The sequence below is a fragment of the Pseudomonas sp. BS3767 genome (genome assembly GCF_900099665.1).
GTDB classification, from domain to species: Bacteria; Pseudomonadota; Gammaproteobacteria; order Pseudomonadales; family Pseudomonadaceae; genus Aquipseudomonas; species Aquipseudomonas cerasi.
In genome coordinates this window covers 337,412-354,195 of the sequence record NZ_FNCX01000002.1, presented here as the reverse complement: position 1 = coordinate 354,195, position 16,784 = coordinate 337,412, and the positions used below count along the sequence as shown (strand labels likewise).

At 58.3% G+C, this 16,784-nt stretch carries 12 protein-coding genes; 6 read left to right on the top strand and 6 right to left on the bottom strand.

The window, feature by feature from the left end:
- Nucleotides 1–39 precede the first annotated feature (39 nt).
- The 4 genes from BLR16_RS06080 to bglX form a co-directional block, all read right to left on the bottom strand.
- Nucleotides 40–2,415 (bottom strand): PAS domain-containing protein, encoded by a 2,376-nt coding sequence (locus BLR16_RS06080; RefSeq protein ID WP_074804961.1) that lies wholly within the window; start codon nucleotides 2,413–2,415, stop codon nucleotides 40–42.
- Between the two features lie 223 nt (nucleotides 2,416–2,638).
- The gene (locus BLR16_RS06075) at nucleotides 2,639–3,973 is read right to left on the bottom strand and encodes a sigma-54-dependent transcriptional regulator (protein ID WP_044308889.1); all 1,335 of its coding nucleotides are present in this window, start codon (nucleotides 3,971–3,973) and stop codon (nucleotides 2,639–2,641) included.
- A 6-nt stretch (nucleotides 3,974–3,979) separates the two neighbouring features.
- Nucleotides 3,980–5,737 (bottom strand): ATP-binding protein, encoded by a 1,758-nt coding sequence (locus BLR16_RS06070; RefSeq protein WP_060708218.1) that lies wholly within the window; start codon nucleotides 5,735–5,737, stop codon nucleotides 3,980–3,982.
- Nucleotides 5,738–5,806: 69 nt separating this feature from the next.
- Nucleotides 5,807–8,104, bottom strand: coding sequence for a beta-glucosidase BglX (bglX, locus tag BLR16_RS06065; RefSeq protein WP_074804958.1), 2,298 nt, complete (start codon nucleotides 8,102–8,104; stop codon nucleotides 5,807–5,809).
- A 320-nt stretch (nucleotides 8,105–8,424) separates the two neighbouring features.
- On the opposite strand from bglX, the gene BLR16_RS06060 reads away from it, so the two are divergent.
- Both BLR16_RS06060 and BLR16_RS06055 read left to right on the top strand, forming a co-directional pair.
- Nucleotides 8,425–9,117: a TPM domain-containing protein gene (locus BLR16_RS06060; protein ID WP_032609151.1), complete on the top strand. Its 693-nt coding sequence runs from the start codon at nucleotides 8,425–8,427 to the stop codon at nucleotides 9,115–9,117.
- A gap of 26 nt (nucleotides 9,118–9,143) precedes the next feature.
- Complete coding sequence (locus tag BLR16_RS06055) at nucleotides 9,144–9,761, top strand: TPM domain-containing protein (protein ID WP_003431360.1); 618 nt, start codon at nucleotides 9,144–9,146, stop codon at nucleotides 9,759–9,761.
- A 57-nt stretch (nucleotides 9,762–9,818) separates the two neighbouring features.
- Here BLR16_RS06055 and BLR16_RS06050 read toward each other — a convergent pair whose 3' ends face one another.
- On the bottom strand, nucleotides 9,819–10,835 hold the full coding sequence (locus tag BLR16_RS06050; RefSeq protein ID WP_161437929.1) for an alpha-xenorhabdolysin family binary toxin subunit B: 1,017 nt from the start codon (nucleotides 10,833–10,835) through the stop codon (nucleotides 9,819–9,821).
- Nucleotides 10,832–12,055: an alpha-xenorhabdolysin family binary toxin subunit A gene (locus BLR16_RS06045; RefSeq protein ID WP_092194165.1), complete on the bottom strand. Its 1,224-nt coding sequence runs from the start codon at nucleotides 12,053–12,055 to the stop codon at nucleotides 10,832–10,834. The genes BLR16_RS06050 and BLR16_RS06045 overlap by 4 nt, the downstream gene beginning before the upstream one ends.
- A gap of 296 nt (nucleotides 12,056–12,351) precedes the next feature.
- On the opposite strand from BLR16_RS06045, the gene BLR16_RS06040 reads away from it, so the two are divergent.
- From BLR16_RS06040 to BLR16_RS06025, 4 genes are all read left to right on the top strand, one after another.
- Nucleotides 12,352–13,572 carry a class I SAM-dependent methyltransferase gene (locus BLR16_RS06040; RefSeq protein ID WP_074804948.1) on the top strand — a complete coding sequence of 407 codons (1,221 nt, stop codon included), beginning with the start codon at nucleotides 12,352–12,354 and terminating at the stop codon, nucleotides 13,570–13,572.
- 141 nt (nucleotides 13,573–13,713) lie between these two features.
- Nucleotides 13,714–14,862, top strand: coding sequence for an L-threonine dehydrogenase (yiaY, locus tag BLR16_RS06035; RefSeq protein ID WP_003363779.1), 1,149 nt, complete (start codon nucleotides 13,714–13,716; stop codon nucleotides 14,860–14,862).
- A gap of 23 nt (nucleotides 14,863–14,885) precedes the next feature.
- Nucleotides 14,886–15,347, top strand: a complete 462-nt coding sequence (locus tag BLR16_RS06030; protein WP_003431350.1) for a GNAT family N-acetyltransferase — start codon at nucleotides 14,886–14,888, stop codon at nucleotides 15,345–15,347.
- Between the two features lie 105 nt (nucleotides 15,348–15,452).
- Nucleotides 15,453–16,718, top strand: coding sequence for a pectate lyase family protein (locus BLR16_RS06025; protein WP_060708214.1), 1,266 nt, complete (start codon nucleotides 15,453–15,455; stop codon nucleotides 16,716–16,718).
- The last annotated feature ends 66 nt before the right edge of the window (nucleotides 16,719–16,784 follow it).

The window sequence follows — 16,784 nt, the reverse complement described above, 5'->3', positions numbered from 1 at the left end:
GAATCCGCTGGCATGATGGATTCAGACCAATTCACACCATCAGTGCTCGCCGGTACGACTCACGGCCTTGTGCAGAATCGCCGCCAGATCATCTTTGGAATAGGGTTTCTGCATCAGGTCGAAGCGGTGTGTTTCGTCCTGAGCGATCGTCGCGAACTCGGTGCTGTACCCGGTGGTAAGAACCACCGGCATCCACGGATAGCGCGCTTCGATTTCGGCGTACAGCTCCAGTCCGCTCATGCCCGGCATGGCGATGTCCGAGAACACCACATGAAAGTTTTCCGGGTTGCCGGAGAGCTCTTTCAGCGCCTCGGCGGCACTGCTCACCCAGAGCACCTGAAAGCCCAATTGCTCAAGCATCGGGCGTGTATAGGTGCCGATGTCCTGATTGTCCTCGACCATCAGCACGCACATCCCTGGCAATGGGGGGAGGATATGGTGATTATCTTCCTGGATCACTTCGTGGCGTTGTGCGCTGGGCAGGCACAGCGTGAAGCGGCTGCCCTTGCCCAGCTCGCTTTCAACCAGAACTTCACCGCCCGACTGTTTGGCAAAACCGAATACCTGCGACAACCCCAGCCCCGTGCCCTGGCCGACACTCTTGGTGGTATAGAACGGTTCGAAGATCAGCCCCAGCTTCTCCTTGGCGATACCTGCGCCGGTATCGGTCAGCGATACCCTTACATAATCACCCTCACCGAGTGAAGCGGGTTGATCGTCGGCAGCACAGGCAGCGCAATCAACCTTTATGACCAACTTACCCGCGCCGGACATGGCATCGCGGGCGTTGACCACCATGTTGACCAGCGCTGTGTCGAACTGGCTGCCGTCGGCAAAGATGAAGCACGGCTCGGCAGGCAGGTCGATGCTGACCTGAATACGTGCGCCGGTAAGTGTGTCCATCATCTCGCCAATGCGCGCCACACTCTTGCAGACATCGAACACTTCCGGCTGCAAGGCCTGGCGGCGGGCAAACGCCAGCAACTGTCCGGTCAGGCGAGCAGCTCGGTCTACCGTGCTGGAAATGGCCTCGACATACTTAACGCGACGGGACTCTTCGAGGTTAGGCGATTTCAACAGGTCGCTGCAGGAGCGGATCACCGTCAACAGGTTATTGAAATCATGCGCCACGCCGCCGGTCAGTTGACCGATGGCTTCCAGCTTCTGCGCCTGGTGCAGGGCGTCCTGCGAAAGCCGCAACGCTTCATTGGCCTCTTCCTCGGCCTGAATGTCACGGCCGACGGCATGGATGAATTGTTTGTCCGGCACGGCAGTCCAGGAGATGGTCCGGTACGACCCGTCCAGATGGCGATAGCGGTTCTTGAAGTGAGGAATAGTGCGGCCGTTCTCCAGCCCGCTCATGGCGGCCAGCGTACTTTCCACGTCTTCAGGGTGCACCAGTGCCAGGAACTGGCTGTTGAGCAGTTGCTCTTCCGACCAGCCCAGAGCCTGATTCCAGGCCGGATTGACCGCCGAGACGATCCCGTCGAACTGCGCCACCAGCATCAGGTCGGTCGACAGCCGCCAGATACGATCACGGTCCTGGGTGCGTTCGATCACGCGCTGCTCGAGTGTCTCGTTGAGCGACAGCAACGCTTCTTCAGCGTCTCTGAGCTGGGTCATGTCTCGGGAAACACACAGAATCTTTTCCGGTTTGCCATCCTTGCCGAAAATCGGGCTGACCTGCACATGCCACCACTTGGTGGTACCGGCCATGGTCTGCGCCGAGCCGGTGAAGCTGGCGTTTTGACCCGATCTGGCCGCTTCGACCGCAGCGATGGCGTCCAGATTGCCCTGGTCCTGCCAGAAGTCGGGCCAGGGGCAGCCGCGAATCGCGTTGAAATCGCTGACTTCCATGATCCGCTGGCCGCCTTCGCTCATGAAGGTCAGGCGCGAGTCGAGGTCCAGCACCTTGATGCAGTCGTTGATGCTCGACAGCACACGGTCCGTGAACGCTTCGTTCTCCGACTGACGGGCTTCAGCCATGACCTGCGAAGTGGTTTCGTTGACCCGGCAGAATACCCCCTCGATCAGGCCGCTATCGCCGTACAGTGGAGAATAGGACAGCGACCACCAGGTCTGCTCGGGCTTGCCATTACGGACGATGGTGCGCTGAATATTGTCGGATCGGCGGCTTTGTCCGGCCAGCGCGTGCTCGGCGAGTGGCCGCACGGCGTCCCAGGCATCGCCCCACACCGAGGCAATGGGTTGGCCCTGCGCCTGTCGTGCCGCAATGGGCAGCACCTGAGAGTAAGCGTCATTGAAGAACAGAATGTAGTCAGGGCCCCAGAGCAGGTACATGCTATCCGGGCAACTGAGCATCAGGTTCATTGAAGACAGTAGCGCTGCGGGCCATGCTTGCTTCGGTCCAAGCGCGGACGTAGACCAGTCCGTCTCTCGGATAAACCGACCCATTTCGCCGCCTCCCAATGGGAGGTCGAGGGGAGTATTCACGGTAGAAAATGCCCCATCTTTCGGACTGTCAAAATGAGCTGAATAGCCAGGCGGGTATGATGTCATTATGCCTTGCCAGTATCCAGCCATCACGACCGCACATGGCCGTGACAGTATGCAGACCCGGCGCTGCGGGAAATGTTCGGTTATCGCCGGAACAAGCTGTACGGAATATGCGCAGCCCTCATTCGAGGAACGTTTCGCGTACCAGAGCATGGCGCTGCATCTTCTCGTTCAGCGTCCTTCGAGGCAGTTGCAATTCATTGAGCACCGCCTTGATGTCGCCTTTGTGACGGGCCAGCGAGGCGCGCAGGCATTGTGCTTCGAAGGCCTCCTGACGCGCCGCCAGCGAGTGCCCCGGCCATTGCGTATCAGGTTGCGGCAGGGCTTGCTCCAGCCCCAGGGCCTGGCGCTCGGCGGCATTGGCCAGCTCGCGCACGTTGCCTGGCCAGTCATGGCCGAGCAACTGACCTAGATGTGCGGCATCCAGCGCTGGCGCTTCCCGGCCTACACGTTCGGCGGCGGCGCGGGCGAAGTGGCTGAACAGTTGCGCGATGTCTTCAAGGCGCTCGCGCAGCGGCGGCAGGCGCAGCTCGGCAACGTTGAGGCGGTAGGCCAGGTCTTCGCGGAAGCGCCCGGCACGCGCTTCTTCGAGAAGATCAGGCTTGGTCGCCGCGATGATTCGCAGGTCGACGTCGATACTCTGATTCGAGCCCAGCCGCTCAAGGCGCTTGTCCTGTAGAACGCGCAGCAGCTTGACCTGTTGCGCCATCGGCATGCTCTCGATTTCATCAAGGAACACCGTGCCGCCGTGGGCATATTCCAGGCGACCGACGCGCTTGCCCTGTGCGCCGGTGAAGGCGCCGCTCTCGTGGCCGAACAGCTCGGCTTCGAACAGGTGCTCCGGGATGGCCGCGCAGTTGAGTGCGACAAAAGGTTTGGCGGCGCGCGGCCCAAAATCATGCAGGCAGCGAGCGACCAGCTCCTTGCCGCTGCCGGTCTCCCCGCGGATGATCACGTTGACCGGCAGTTGCGCCAGTTCCAGCACCTGGCGACGCAGGGTCTGCATACCGGGCGATACGCCGAGCAACGTGGCGTCCAGGCGGGTTCTGGCATCTGCCTGCTCATGCAGGCGGCGGTTTTCCAGCACCAGTTGGCGTTTCTCGAGGGCGCGCCGCAGGTTGCTGATCAGGGTTTCCGGGCTGAAGGGTTTTTCCAGAAAGTCATAGGCCCCTTCGCGCATCGCCTCCACAGCCATCGGCACGTCGCCATGGCCGGTCAGGAGGATGACTGGCAGGTCGCGGTCTGCGCCTTGCAGCCGGGTCAGCAACTCCAGGCCGCTCATGCCCGGCATGCGCACATCGGTCAGCACGACGCCGGGGAAGTGCTCCGGTATACGGTCCAGGCACTCTTCGGCGCGGGCGAAGACCTGCACCTCGAACCCCGACAGCGTCAGCCATTGCTCGACGGCTTGCCGAATGGGCGCCTCGTCGTCTACCACGATGACCGAATTCAACATGCCGGGTCAGGCCTCCAGAAAGTCATTGGGCAAGCTGAACCAGAACTCGGCGCCGTCCGCATGGTTTTGCGCCGTCAGTTGTCCGCCCAGTTCATGAATGATGGCGTACGACACAGCCAGGCCAAGGCCCAGGCCGTCGCCTACCGGTTTGGTGGTGAAGAACGGATCGAAAATGCTCGGCAGATCCTTCGCAGCGATCCCGCTTCCGTTGTCCCTGACGCTGAGCCGCCACTGGTTGTCCACGGCGTCGACACGCACTTCAAGGCGCCTGGAGCGGCACTCGCGCATGGCGTCCAGCGCATTGCGCAGCAGGTTTATCAGTACCTGTTCCAGGCGGATGGCGTCGCCGCGCACCCATGCCGGACGTGACACATGCAGAACGCAGTCGACGTGCTCCTCGCGCAGGCGCGGGTCGAGCAGCAACAAGGCCTGATCGACCACCGTGGCCAGGTCCAGCCGTTCGCGCAGTCCGCTGGGGCTCTTGCGTGCGAAGGTCTTCAGGTGGCTGGTCAAGGCGGCCATTCGTGTCAGTTGCTGATCGACGGGAACCAGTGCTTTGCAGGCTTCATCGATTCGGCCCTGATCGAGCAGCAGCCGCAGGGTCGCCAGTTGCATGCGCTGGGCGGTCAACGGCTGGTTGATTTCGTGGGCCAGCGCTGCCGACATCTGCCCCAGCGCCGCCAGTTTGGCCGACTGCACCAGACCGTCCTGCGCGGTTTGCAGATCACGCGTGCGTTCTTGCACCAGGCGCTCCAGTTCATCCCGGTTGCGCTCTCTCAGTCGCGCCAGTCGCCAGCGCTGATAGAGAAACAGACTCAGAAATACCAGCGCCAGCCAGATACCCGCGGCGGCCAGTCCTGCATTGCGAACGTCCTCACTGGCCGCGGGCGGCTTGCGCAGCAGATGCAGAGTCCAGTTCTCATCCGCAAGGGGCAGCGACTGCCAGAGATAATCCGTGGTGCCGTCCGGGCCTTCGACACGGCTCAAATGACTGTTTTCGCTGAAGCTGTCGAGGACCCGGCTGCGTAGCGGTGACAATACCTTCTTGTCGTACTGGCGGGTGCGCAACAGGCTGGCACGATCTTCCACCGAGATTGGCAGCAGCTCGCGATAGCGCCAGCCTGGTTGATTGGCGATGAACACGATGCCTTTCTCATCGCTGACCAGCAGCAGGTCCTCACCCTGATCCCACTCCTGCTCAAGGCTCGGGAACTCCAGCTTCACGACCATCGCCCCCATGAACCCGCCGGTATCGTTCAATACCGCACTGGACAGAAAGTACCCTGGAATTCCGGTGGTCACACCGACCGCATAGAAACGCCCGGTGCCCTTGGCGCGGGTTTGCAGGAAGTAGGGTCGAAAAGCGTAGTTGTGGCCGACATAGCTATTGGGCGTGCGCCAGTTGCTCGCGCCAATCGCCAGACCCTGCCGGTCGAGCAACTCCAGCGTCGACGAATGAGCCGCGCTGTTGATCTTTTCCAGCTTGAGGTTGAGGGCGTTCTGCACCTCACCGGTCACCGGGCCGCTCAGCGCGGCACGAATTTCCGGGTCCAGCGCCAGAACGGAGGGCAGGGCGCGATAGCGCTCGATCAGGGTGTGCAGGGTATTGGCATACAGTGCCAGCTGTCCTTCGGCACGCGCGGCATCTTCCGACATGGCGTGACGCTGCGCCTGACGCATCGCTAGCCCGGCGCACAGGGCCGCACCGGCCAGGATCAGCAGCACGTACAGGGTAATGCGCCAGTAGCGATGCTTGAGCGTCATGTCGCAGCCTGATCGGACCCTGTCGGCGCGTTCCCGAGCGAATGCTCACGAACGCGCCACGCGCAGGGTTTACAACAGATTGAAGGTCGCTTCTTTCACTGCTTGCGAGTCCAGACCGATCATGACCTTGAATTCGCCAGGTTCCGCCACGTGCTTGAGCTCGCTGTTGTAGAACTTCAGATCGTCTTCACTGAGGGTGAAGGTCACGACTTTTTCTTCTCCGGGCTCAAGCATTACCTTTTCGAAGTTCTTCAGTTCTTTTACCGGACGGCTGATCGACGCTGCCACGTCATGCAGATACAACTGCACAACGGTTGCACCGGCCACCTTGCCGGTATTCTTCACGGTCACGCTGGCAGTCACCTTGCCTTTGCGCGTCATGCTGGCGTCCGACAACTTGATGTCCGAGACGTCGAACTGGGTGTAGCTCAGGCCGTAACCGAACGGAAACAGCGGGCCATTGGGCTCCTCGAAGTAGTGCGAGGTGTAGTTGCCTGGCTTGCCTTCGTGATACGGACGGCCGGTGTTCAAGTGCGCATAGTAGACCGGCAGTTGACCGATCGAGCGTGGAAACGACATGGCCAGCTTGCCCGACGGGTTGTAGTCGCCGAATAGCACATCAGCCACTGCGTTGCCGCCTTCGGTGCCCGGGAACCAGGTTTCGAGCATGGCGTCAGCCTGTTCCTGTTCGTCGACCAGAACCAGCGGACGGCCATTCATCAGCACCAGCACCAGTGGTTTGCCAGTGGCCTTGAGCGCCTTGATCAGGTCGCGCTGTTTGCCCGGAATGTCCAGGCTGCTGCGGCTGGCCGACTCATGCGACATGCCGCGCGACTCGCCGACCACGGCAACGATCACATCGGCCTGCTCGGCGACCTTGACCGCTTCGTCGATCATTTCCTGCGCCGGGCGCGGATCGACCTCTACTTCCTTCTCGATGAAGTTCAGGTAGTTGAGGACGTGTTCGTTGTCACTGACGTTGGCACCGCGCGCATAAACCAGCTTGGCCTTGTCGCCGACCGCGTTGGCCAGCCCTTCATACACCGTCACCGACTGGTTGGGACGACCCGCTGCCGACCAGCTGCCGAGCATGTCGAGGTGACTTTGTGCCAGTCCGCCAATCACTGCGATGGTGCCTTGTTTCTTCAGCGGCAGTGTCTCGTTCTGGTTTTTCAACAGTACCAGTGTCTTGCGCGCCACATCGCGAGCTTCGGCACGGTGCAGGCGGTCATCGGAATAGGTATCGGCAGGGTCATCGGCAGCGACGCCGATGCGGCCGTAAGGCGAGGCGAACAGACCCATGTCGTACTTGGCACCCAGCACTTCACGCACGGCGTTGTCGATTTCCTTCATGGAAACTTCGCCGTCTTTCACCAGGCCAGGCAATTGCTCGCCATAGGCCGCGTCGTTCATGCTCAGGTCGACGCCCGCCTTGATCGCCAGCTTGGCGGCCTCGCGGAAATCCTTGGCCACGCCGTGGTCGATCAGTTCCTTGAGCGCACCGTGGTCGCTGATGGTCACGCCCTTGAAGCCCCAGTCCTTGCGCAACAGGTCCTGCATCAGCCATTTGTTGGAGGTCGACGGCACGCCGTTGATCGAGTTGAGTGCGACCATGATGCCGCCGGCGCCGGCATCGATGCCGGCCTTGTAGGGCGGCAGGTAGTCCTGGTACATGCGCGTCATGCTCATGTCCACGGTGTTGTAGTCGCGTCCGCCTTCTACTGCGCCATACAGGGCGAAGTGTTTGACGGCAGCCATGATGCTGTCATTGGCTGCGACGTTCTTGCCCTGGAAGGACCTGACCATCACGTCGGAAATGCGTGACACCAGGTAAGTGTCTTCACCGAAGCCCTCGGAGCTGCGGCCCCAGCGAGGGTCGCGGGAAATATCCACCATGGGGGCGAAAGTCATGTCGATGCTGTCGGCACTGGCTTCTTTGGCCGAGACCCGGGCCATCAGTGCGATGGCGTCCATGTCCCAGCTGGCGGCCATGCCCAGGCTGATCGGGAAAATCGTGCGATGACCGTGAACCACGTCGTAGGCAAAGAACATCGGAATTTTCAGACGGCTTTTGGCGACTGCGGCTTCCTGCAGCGGACGATTTTCCGAACGGGTAATGGAGTTGAACGTTCCGCCGATTCTTCCGGCGGCAATTTCCTTGAGAATTTGCGGCTGTGGCATTTCCGAACTGATACTGATGAGTCGTAACTGACCGATCTTTTCGTCCAGAGTCATTTGTTTCATGAGTTTGCCGATGAAGGCATTCTTGGCTTGAAGCGTTGTATTGTCCGTGGCGGAAACGGTCTGGGCCATCACCGACTGACTGGCCATACCGACCAGCAAACCTAATAAACACAGCTTATTCATGAATGATTTCTCAAGGCTTTTGTCAGTAACTCGCGTTTAATGTCCGACAGCCAGTTTTTGGGTTATGGACCTTTGGCGTTATGGTTCGCACGGGATGCAAGGATAGTTGCTATCCGCTTCACTGTACGAAGTCTCCCCAAGGTGTGTACGAAAATGGCGGTTTGATTGATTTTTGTACAGACCCTGTCGATCAAATAGTGACCGCATCAGGTGTTGGCGGTGGATTATGCCGGGGAACTTGTGTTTTGGCTAAGGCGTGTCGTTTCAATGGATTCAAAAAAACACCGGAGGTCTGGATTTTGAAGTCTGTTTCACAGTGGATGTTATACGTGGTGATGCTGTTGGGAGGGGTATTGCGTGCCGAGGCAGAGCCAGAAGCACTGGTTTTTCCGCCGATGACCGGCAGTGTGGTGGATGCCGCACAAATGCTCGACAGCCAGACTACGGTTCGTCTGGCGAGACTTCTAAGCGCCCACGAAAAGGCGACCGGGGAGCGTGTGGTGGTGGTGACCCTCGCGGATCTGCAGGGCACGAGCATCGAAGAGTTCGGCGCTCGACTCGGGGACACCTGGGGCCTGGGGCTGCACGGCAAGGATGACAGCGTTCTGCTGGTGGTCTATCGCGACAAGCGCAAGGTGTTCATGGAGGTCGGTGGAGCGCTGAAGGATCGTCTCAATGACGCCCAGGCTTCTCTGATCATCGACATGCTGATGACTCCGGAGTTTGACGACAACCGGTTTGCCGTCGGTATAGAGCGCGGTACACGTGCGATCATCGCGGCACTGGGCGGGCAGATCCCCGATTACCCCGAGCCGACAGGTCAGATGTCCGAATATGACGAGCAGACCAATGACGACCAGGTCTGGCTGATCGGTATCGTGTTGACCCTCATCGTTCTGGGGATTGTAATCATCAGCGTCAGAAGGAGCGGCGTCACCCGCCCCTCACGTGAAAGAGCCGCTGATCGCAGTGGTGGACGTTTCGGCGGTGGCGGTGCTTCCGGTAACTGGTAGTTGATTGATTCGGGAATGAGGGAACCATGGCTTTACTGAACAAAGACGAGCAGCGGCAGGTTGCCGAAGCGATCGACCGCGTCGAACAGCGCACTGACGCCGAGCTGGTCACGGTGCTGGCCTCACGTGCCGACGACTACGCCTACATGCCGCTGATCTGGGCCGGGCTGATCGGTCTGCTGCTGCCGGGTACGGTCAATTACTGCTTTCAATGGCTGAGCGCTGACGAGTTGATGCTGGCGCAGATGAGCACGTTCATTATCGTGGCGCTGGCGTGCCGCATCCCGAAAGTATCCGCCTTGCTGGTGCCGGTCTCGGTCAGACGCTGGCGTGCCGGCAACCTCGCGCGTCGGCAGTTCCTCGAACAGAACCTGCACAAGACCCATGACGGCACCGGCATTCTGGTGTTTGTCAGCGAGGCCGAGCGTTATGTCGAAATTCTGGTCGACCATGGCATCGCCAGTCGTCTGCACGACGACACCTGGAAGGCGATGGTTGATGTGTTTACTCAGCAGGTTCGGGACGGGCAGATTCTGCAGGGATTTCTGGGTTGTATTCACGCCTGTGGCGAGTTGCTTGCCGATCACGTTCCTGTGACTCACGGCAGGAATGAGCTGCCCAATCGGCTGGTGGTGCTGGGGTAAGGCCAAAAGGCAGGTGTCGAGTTTATCGACACCTTCCTTTCTTGAAACCCGTGCGGGTCAGACGATACGCTTTACGTCGTAAAACGATTTTATGTAAGTCTGCAGTTGTCCGACCTGCTGGCTGATCAGCGTCGAAGTATCAACGGGCGACGTTATCTGATCCAGAAAATGGTAGAGCGATTGATAAACCTTTTTCGCCTCTTGTACCCAAAGCGCTTTGCTCTGCGCAACGCCTGCGAGCGCTGTCAACTCGTCGAGTTTTTCTTTGATTGCCTTTGCTTCCCGGGTAGCCGTGCGGGAATCGTCGAGCAGAGCGTTATAGCGCGACCTCAGTCGGTCGCGTTCTTCAATGAGGTCAAGGTATTTCAAGGCGCTGCTGACCTTGTCGAGTAATTTTCCGAGTCTGGCAATCCCGGCGTTGACCAACTCAAGTTCCGGCGATGTCATGTTGACCAGCTTGAGCTCCTCCGGAGTAGGCAGCATTTCCTTGAACACATCGGCAAGGTTGTATTTTTCAAATGTCGTGATCGTTGTATCAAGCAGACGTCGGTCTGCAGCGATTAAAGCCATTGCGCTTTCCAGCGTGGCTGAGCGCTGGGTTATGCTGTCGATCTGTTGCTGGAGTGTTTCCAGCAAACGATTATTTTCCAGCGTCAGGTTGATCTGCGCCATATCATCGCTGTGTCCGGCAATCGCTTGAGCGCTGCGGCGCACCACGGCGGTGAGATTCGATACCTGCCGAATGCGCTGCCCGTTCAGCTGGCTGATCGCTTGTTGTTTCTGTTTGTCGCTGAGCCTTGTGTCGGCTTCAATCAGTTGTTGTTTCTGATCGATCGACTTCAGGTATACGTTATTCAGCTGTACGGTGACAGTGGCCAGTGCCTGGCTATAGACCTTGTCTGCACTTATCAAGGCGTCCTGAAGCGGCCGCATTTTTTCTTTCATGACCGGCAGAAAGTCCAGCTTCAGCGCGGTCACGTGCGCAAGAATATTCTGGCGGGCGGTTTTCATGACTTCAGTGTCAGGCGGGGTGAGGATCAACAGCTCACCCAGGGTTTCAGTGCTCATGATTATCGTCCTATTACAATGACGGGTTGCTGTTCGCGTTTAAACTGATCCAGCGCACTATTAAATATCTTCAATAGCTCAGTCGTTTTGCCTTTTATTTCCAGCCACGGCATGACAACGCCGTGAAACTGCATGGCGAAAATCAGCAGGGCCTGATCGTCTCTGATCGCCGCCAGTTCGTTTGCGGAACTGTCTATGTAGGCGGCCAATAGGGCCCAGAGGTCTTTCAGGTGAGTGGCGCCCTTATGAGCGTCCAACATGCGAATATACATATCATCAAACAGCAGTTGCAGGCTGCGCACGGCGGCTGCCAAGGGGATTTTTTCCTTGAGTATTTGAACTTTCTGACGCTTGGACGCTACCATTCGATTTTTTTCTTTTCGAATTTTTTCCGCGTTGGCGCCAAAAATACCTCCGGTTATAGCGACCCCGATGGGGCCGCCGAAAATACCCCAGGCAATATTATTCAGTGTGTTTTTATACTCTTTGTTTTTCTGCTCGATTTCTCTCGTCAGCTGTTCGATATCTTGTTCCAGCTCCTTGATTTGCTGGTCCAGGTCCGAGCGCGTTGCCAGTTTTACCTTGTCATTGATGCCGGGAATGAGCTGGACGCTCAGAACGGTGCTGAACGTATCGATGTGTTGCGCCAGCGTTTGCGCAGCGTGCTGATGGTTTTTTATTTGTGACGCGGTGTTCTTCAGAAATTCGGCCAGCGTGACACAGACCCTCTGATCAGTTTCACCCAGAGGTACCGGAGGCGTGTTGCGGACCTCTTCAATGGATAAATCGGCAACGGTCAGATCCAGCTGTCTGGCAAAATCCATCTTTTCAATGTAGTTGATGATCTGCTGACCCTGCCCCGAGAACTGTGCGGCAAACAGGTCAATGTTGGTTCCGGTGTGCTTGATGCCATTCTCGATCCCCGACCAGCTTTTGCCGTGACTGTTAATGGCCTTGTAGGTCTTCAGCATGTCTTCAGGCTCAAGCCCGGGAATGCCACTTTTGGTAAAACCCAATTGCTGTTCGACGCGAGCGAGTGACGTGGGGATATTAAGAGCATGTCGTTCGTAACGCTTCAGGCTAAGAATGTCTTCCTTGGTTAGAACAAGGCCGGCGCTTCGGCCACCACTTTTTTCATCATCAAAGACAGCGTTCAGATACTCTAAGGGTTTCAAGGTAATCCGAGCGATGTTTTCGTTTTCCAACAGGGCTGCTTGACTCAACATAATGCACGTTCCTTGTGCGAGTTATTCCAGTAGAACAAAGGACTCTAGAAGTGTGTTCTGATTGTCTGTAATCAGCCAAGGCGACTATAAAGATGTTTGTATGCCGTGCAAGTAATGGCGCGTCGTTTTTGACAAGGATTACTTTACCATTTATGTGCGTTTCTTCAGGGCGTGTACGACCGCGCGAACAGTGTGTGTAGTCCCTGAAAAATAGGGGTGCCCATGACGCGCTGACGCGCCTAAAATGCCGGTCTGATTTTTCGAGTCCCGGACGGGACGCTTGAGGCACATTTTCAATGTCAGTCATTACCTCCACGTCACCCATCGCTGCGACTGATCATCGCGCGCAGTTCCTTGGCCTGCTGGAGACCAGTCTGCTGCAGAACTCGTTGATCAAGCTGGTCCTGGCCAAATACGTGGGCAGCGAGGCCGATCTGCAGCGCGTTATCATCAAGCCGCTGACCGTCAAGGAACAACCGTGCCTGAGCTTCGTGTATCGCTACAAGACTCGTGACATCACCAAGAATTTTTCGCTTGCTGAAGCAGTAGCTGTTATTGCCAGCCTGATCCCTGAATCGTTCAAGAACGCGCACCTGTTGTCGCTGACCGACGAGGTGCAGCTGGAATACAGCAAGAAGGGCAAGACCACGCTGTTCAAAAGCAAGGCGCAGCAGGAGCGTCAGGCCCCTTCAGCCGGGCATGACCGCGAGAAGAAGCGCTACCTGGAACTGACCCGGCCGTTCCTGACCGACTTGGGTGTGACCAATCGCCAGCATGAGCTGATCCCGGCCATGTCGCGCAAGTGGAAGCAGATCAACAAGTTCATCGAAGTGTTTTCCCATGCCTTGAGCTCATCGCCACTCAAGCTCGATCAGCCGATCAAGGTCGCGGACTTTGGCTCAGGCAAGGGCTACCTGACCTTCGCCATTCACGATTACCTGTGCAATACCTTGCAGGCGCAAGGGCAAGTGACCGGTGTCGAGTTACGTGAGGACATGGTTACCTTGTGCAACAACGCTGCGGCGGGCCTTGAACATCCCGGCCTGACGTTCCAGCACGGTGATGTGCGTACTGTCGCGCCCAGCGCGCTGGATGTGATGATCGCGCTGCACGCTTGTGACATCGCGACCGATTACGCCATTCATATGGGCATTCGTTCCGGTGCCTCGATCATCATGTGCTCGCCGTGCTGCCACAAACAGATTCGTCTGCAGATCCAGAGTCCTGCCTTGTTGAAACCGATGCTGCAATACGGTCTGCACATGGGACAGCAGGCAGAGATGGTCACCGACAGCCTGCGCGCGCTGTTGCTGGAGGCATGCGGTTACGAAACCAAAGTGTTCGAGTTCATCTCGCTGGAGCACACCAACAAGAACAAGATGATCCTCGCGGTCAAGCGTGCCGAGCCGGTCGATCCGGCCCAGTTGCTGGCACGCATTCAGGAGCTCAAAACGTTCTATGGCATCAGCGAGCAGTGCCTTGAAACGCTCCTTGAGGCGGACGGTTTCATCGGCTGAAACAGCCACCCTGCGCCAGCAGACCGAAGAGTCTTCGACCAACGGTCTGCCAGTGGGCTGCTTCGTTGCTCCAGGTCAATGGTTGTACCTCGCGCAAGGCGGATGCTTGAGCTATCTCCAGGCATCCCACGAGGGTCCGTCATGATCAGCACTTTTTTCATCCCCGCTGTGAACATCATCGGCACTGGCTGCATTGATGAAGCCATGCTCGCCATACGCAACTACGGATTTCGCAAGGCCCTGATCGTCACGGATGTGGGCCTCGCCAAGGCAGGAGTGGCCAGTCAGGTCGCCGGGCTGCTGGTGGAGCAGGGCATCGACTCGGTCGTGTACGACGGTGCCCGCCCCAACCCGACCATCGCCAATGTCGAGAACGGCCTTGCCTTGTTGCAGGAGCGCCAGTGCGATTTCGTTATCTCGCTGGGCGGCGGCTCGCCCCACGACTGCGCAAAAGGCATTGCCCTGTGCGCGAGCAATGGAGGGCATATCAGCGACTATGAAGGCGTCGACCGTTCGGCAAAACCGCAGTTGCCACTGATTGCCATCAATACCACCGCCGGAACCGCAAGTGAAATGACCCGCTTCTGCATCATCACCGACGAAGCCCGGCACGTAAAAATGGCGATCATCGACCGCAACGTCACGCCGCTGCTGTCGGTGAATGACCCCGACATGATGGTCGCCATGCCCAAATCGCTGACCGCCGCCACCGGTATGGATGCTTTGACTCACGCAATCGAAGCCTATGTCTCCACGGCTGCCAACCCGATCACTGATGCCTGCGCGTTGCAGGCCATGGCGCTGATCGCCAACAATTTGCGCGACGCATTCAACAACGGGGCAAACATCACTGCTCGCGAGAACATGGCCTATGCCCAGTTCCTGGCCGGCATGGCGTTCAATAACGCCTCACTGGGCTACGTGCATGCCATGGCGCACCAGCTGGGCGGCTTTTATGATTTGCCTCACGGTGTGTGCAACGCGGTACTGCTGCCACATGTGCAGCGCTTCAACGCCAGCGTCAGCGCTGCACGCCTGACCGACGTTGCACACGCCATGGGCAGCAATATCCGTGGGCTCTCTCCGGAAGAAGGCGCCCAGGCGGCCATCGACGCCATTCGTGCATTGTCAGCTGCCGTGGAAATCCCGGCAGGCCTTGCTACGCTGGGCGTCAAGGAAGAAGACTTCCCGATGCTGGCCACCAATGCCCTGAAAGATGCCTGTGGCCTGACCAATCCGCGTCCTGCCGATCTTGAGCAGATTCAGGATATATTTCGCCAGGCACTTTAATTCTTTCTGCAAAAAGGCTCGCAATGGACATGCTTCGGCCCTACACCCTCGCAGATCGTGAGCGTTGTCTGGATATCTTCGACACCAACGTCCCACGCTACTTTGATCCAGTGGAGCGCAAGCAATTTGCCAGTTTTCTGATGGCTCCGCTGGGCCAGTACTTTGTCGCCGAGCGTGACGGCGAGGTTGTTGCCTGTGGTGGCTATCTGGTGTTATCAGACCCGGAAGTGGCAGAGCTGACCTGGGGCATGGTCATCAGCGATCGCCACGGCAGCGGCCTTGGCAGATTTCTGACCGAGGCCCGGCTGCAGCGCATGCGGTCTTTACCGGGCGTCACCCGAGCCTTTATCGATACCAGTCAGCATGTTCAGGGGTTCTACTCGAACCTGGGCTTTGCTGTTGTCTCGGTCGATGTCGACGGGCATGGGCGCGGGATTGACAGCGTCAGGATGGAGCGAGAGGTTTTCGTGAGCGAGGGCGCCTGAACGGCGGCTGACCAGCACCATGGAAGCGGAGCAGGCCAGGCCGAAGTCCGTTTAGCATTCAGATTGTCCTCGCGATTCCCGCGAGCATGACGGGAAGCTCAACCGATGACGCCTTTGCGTTCTCTTTTGCAAAGCGGCTATCTGAAGATCGCTGCCACTCTGGTTCTGCTCCTGTCAGGAGCGCAATGCTTGCGTGCAGCAGACATACCTGATGGCTTTGCCAAGGGCGTGACCGGCGGAGGCTCCGCTGCTGCCGTGCATCCCTCCACGCTGGATGAACTTCGATCAGCGCTCTGCTCGTCTCATGACTCACACGGGGTCTGCACCGATGACACACCGCGAGTGATTGTACTGGACCGCACGTTCGACTTCCGCACGAGCGTGATTGCCAACGGCAATACAACAACCACTGAGCCTGGCTGCGTCGTGAAACCTTGCCCGCAGGGGGGTGAGCAGCTTGCACTGGATGGTGCGAACAACTTCTGCCAATCAAGGCCGCCCGTTATGGTGACCTACGATAACGCGGGGCTGAAACCACTGAAAGTCGGCTCCAACAAGACATTGATCGGGCTTGGCGACAAGGCAGGCATTCAGGGCGCTGGGCTGTTCATTGGCGACGGCGCGCGTAACGTGATCGTTCGCAACCTGACGCTTTCGGATATCAATCCACGTGTCGTATGGGGCGGCGATGCGCTGACCCTGAACAAGGCTGATGGCGTCTGGATCGATCACAATACCTTCGCGCGGATCGGTAGACAGATGATTGTTACGGGCTGGGGCTCTGCGTCACACATCACCATTTCCAGCAATGAGTTCGACGGCCGAACGCCTTACTCGTCTACCTGCGATGGCCATCATTACTGGGTATGGCTGTTCCTCGGCAGTCAGGACACGCTGACGCTGTCGAGAAACTACGTACACGATACCTCCGGCAGAGCACCGCATTCAGGCGGTATGAACAATGCGCAGGTTCGTGCCCAACTGGTCAACAACGTCTTTCAGCGTATGACCTACCAAGGCGCAATCATGTCGCGGACCTCATCCTCACAGCTGCTGGTCGAGGGAAACGACTTCGAGAGCGTGGCTCACCCGCTGTATAATGATGTGGAGCAGCCGGGTACGGCATTCGCCTTGTTCGATCCGGTTTCAGCGGCTGCAAACAACATGTGCATGAGCGTGATCGGCAGGCCTTGTGTGGCGAATCTGCAACAGGATAGCGGCGACGACTATCGCCCGCAGGACGCTTCTGCCTTGCAGGCGTTCCGCGAGTATCGGCAGTACCTGGTGGTGCCGGTTTCGGCGCAAGAAGCCAAGGCGCGGGTGCCGGGAGAGGCGGGGGTGGGTAAGGCCAGTGCCGGTCTACTGCGATGACTTCGATGTTTGAGTTGCATTGACGTGTTTCTGGGTTTTGCTATCTGAGAGTGGAGGCGGGAAGAG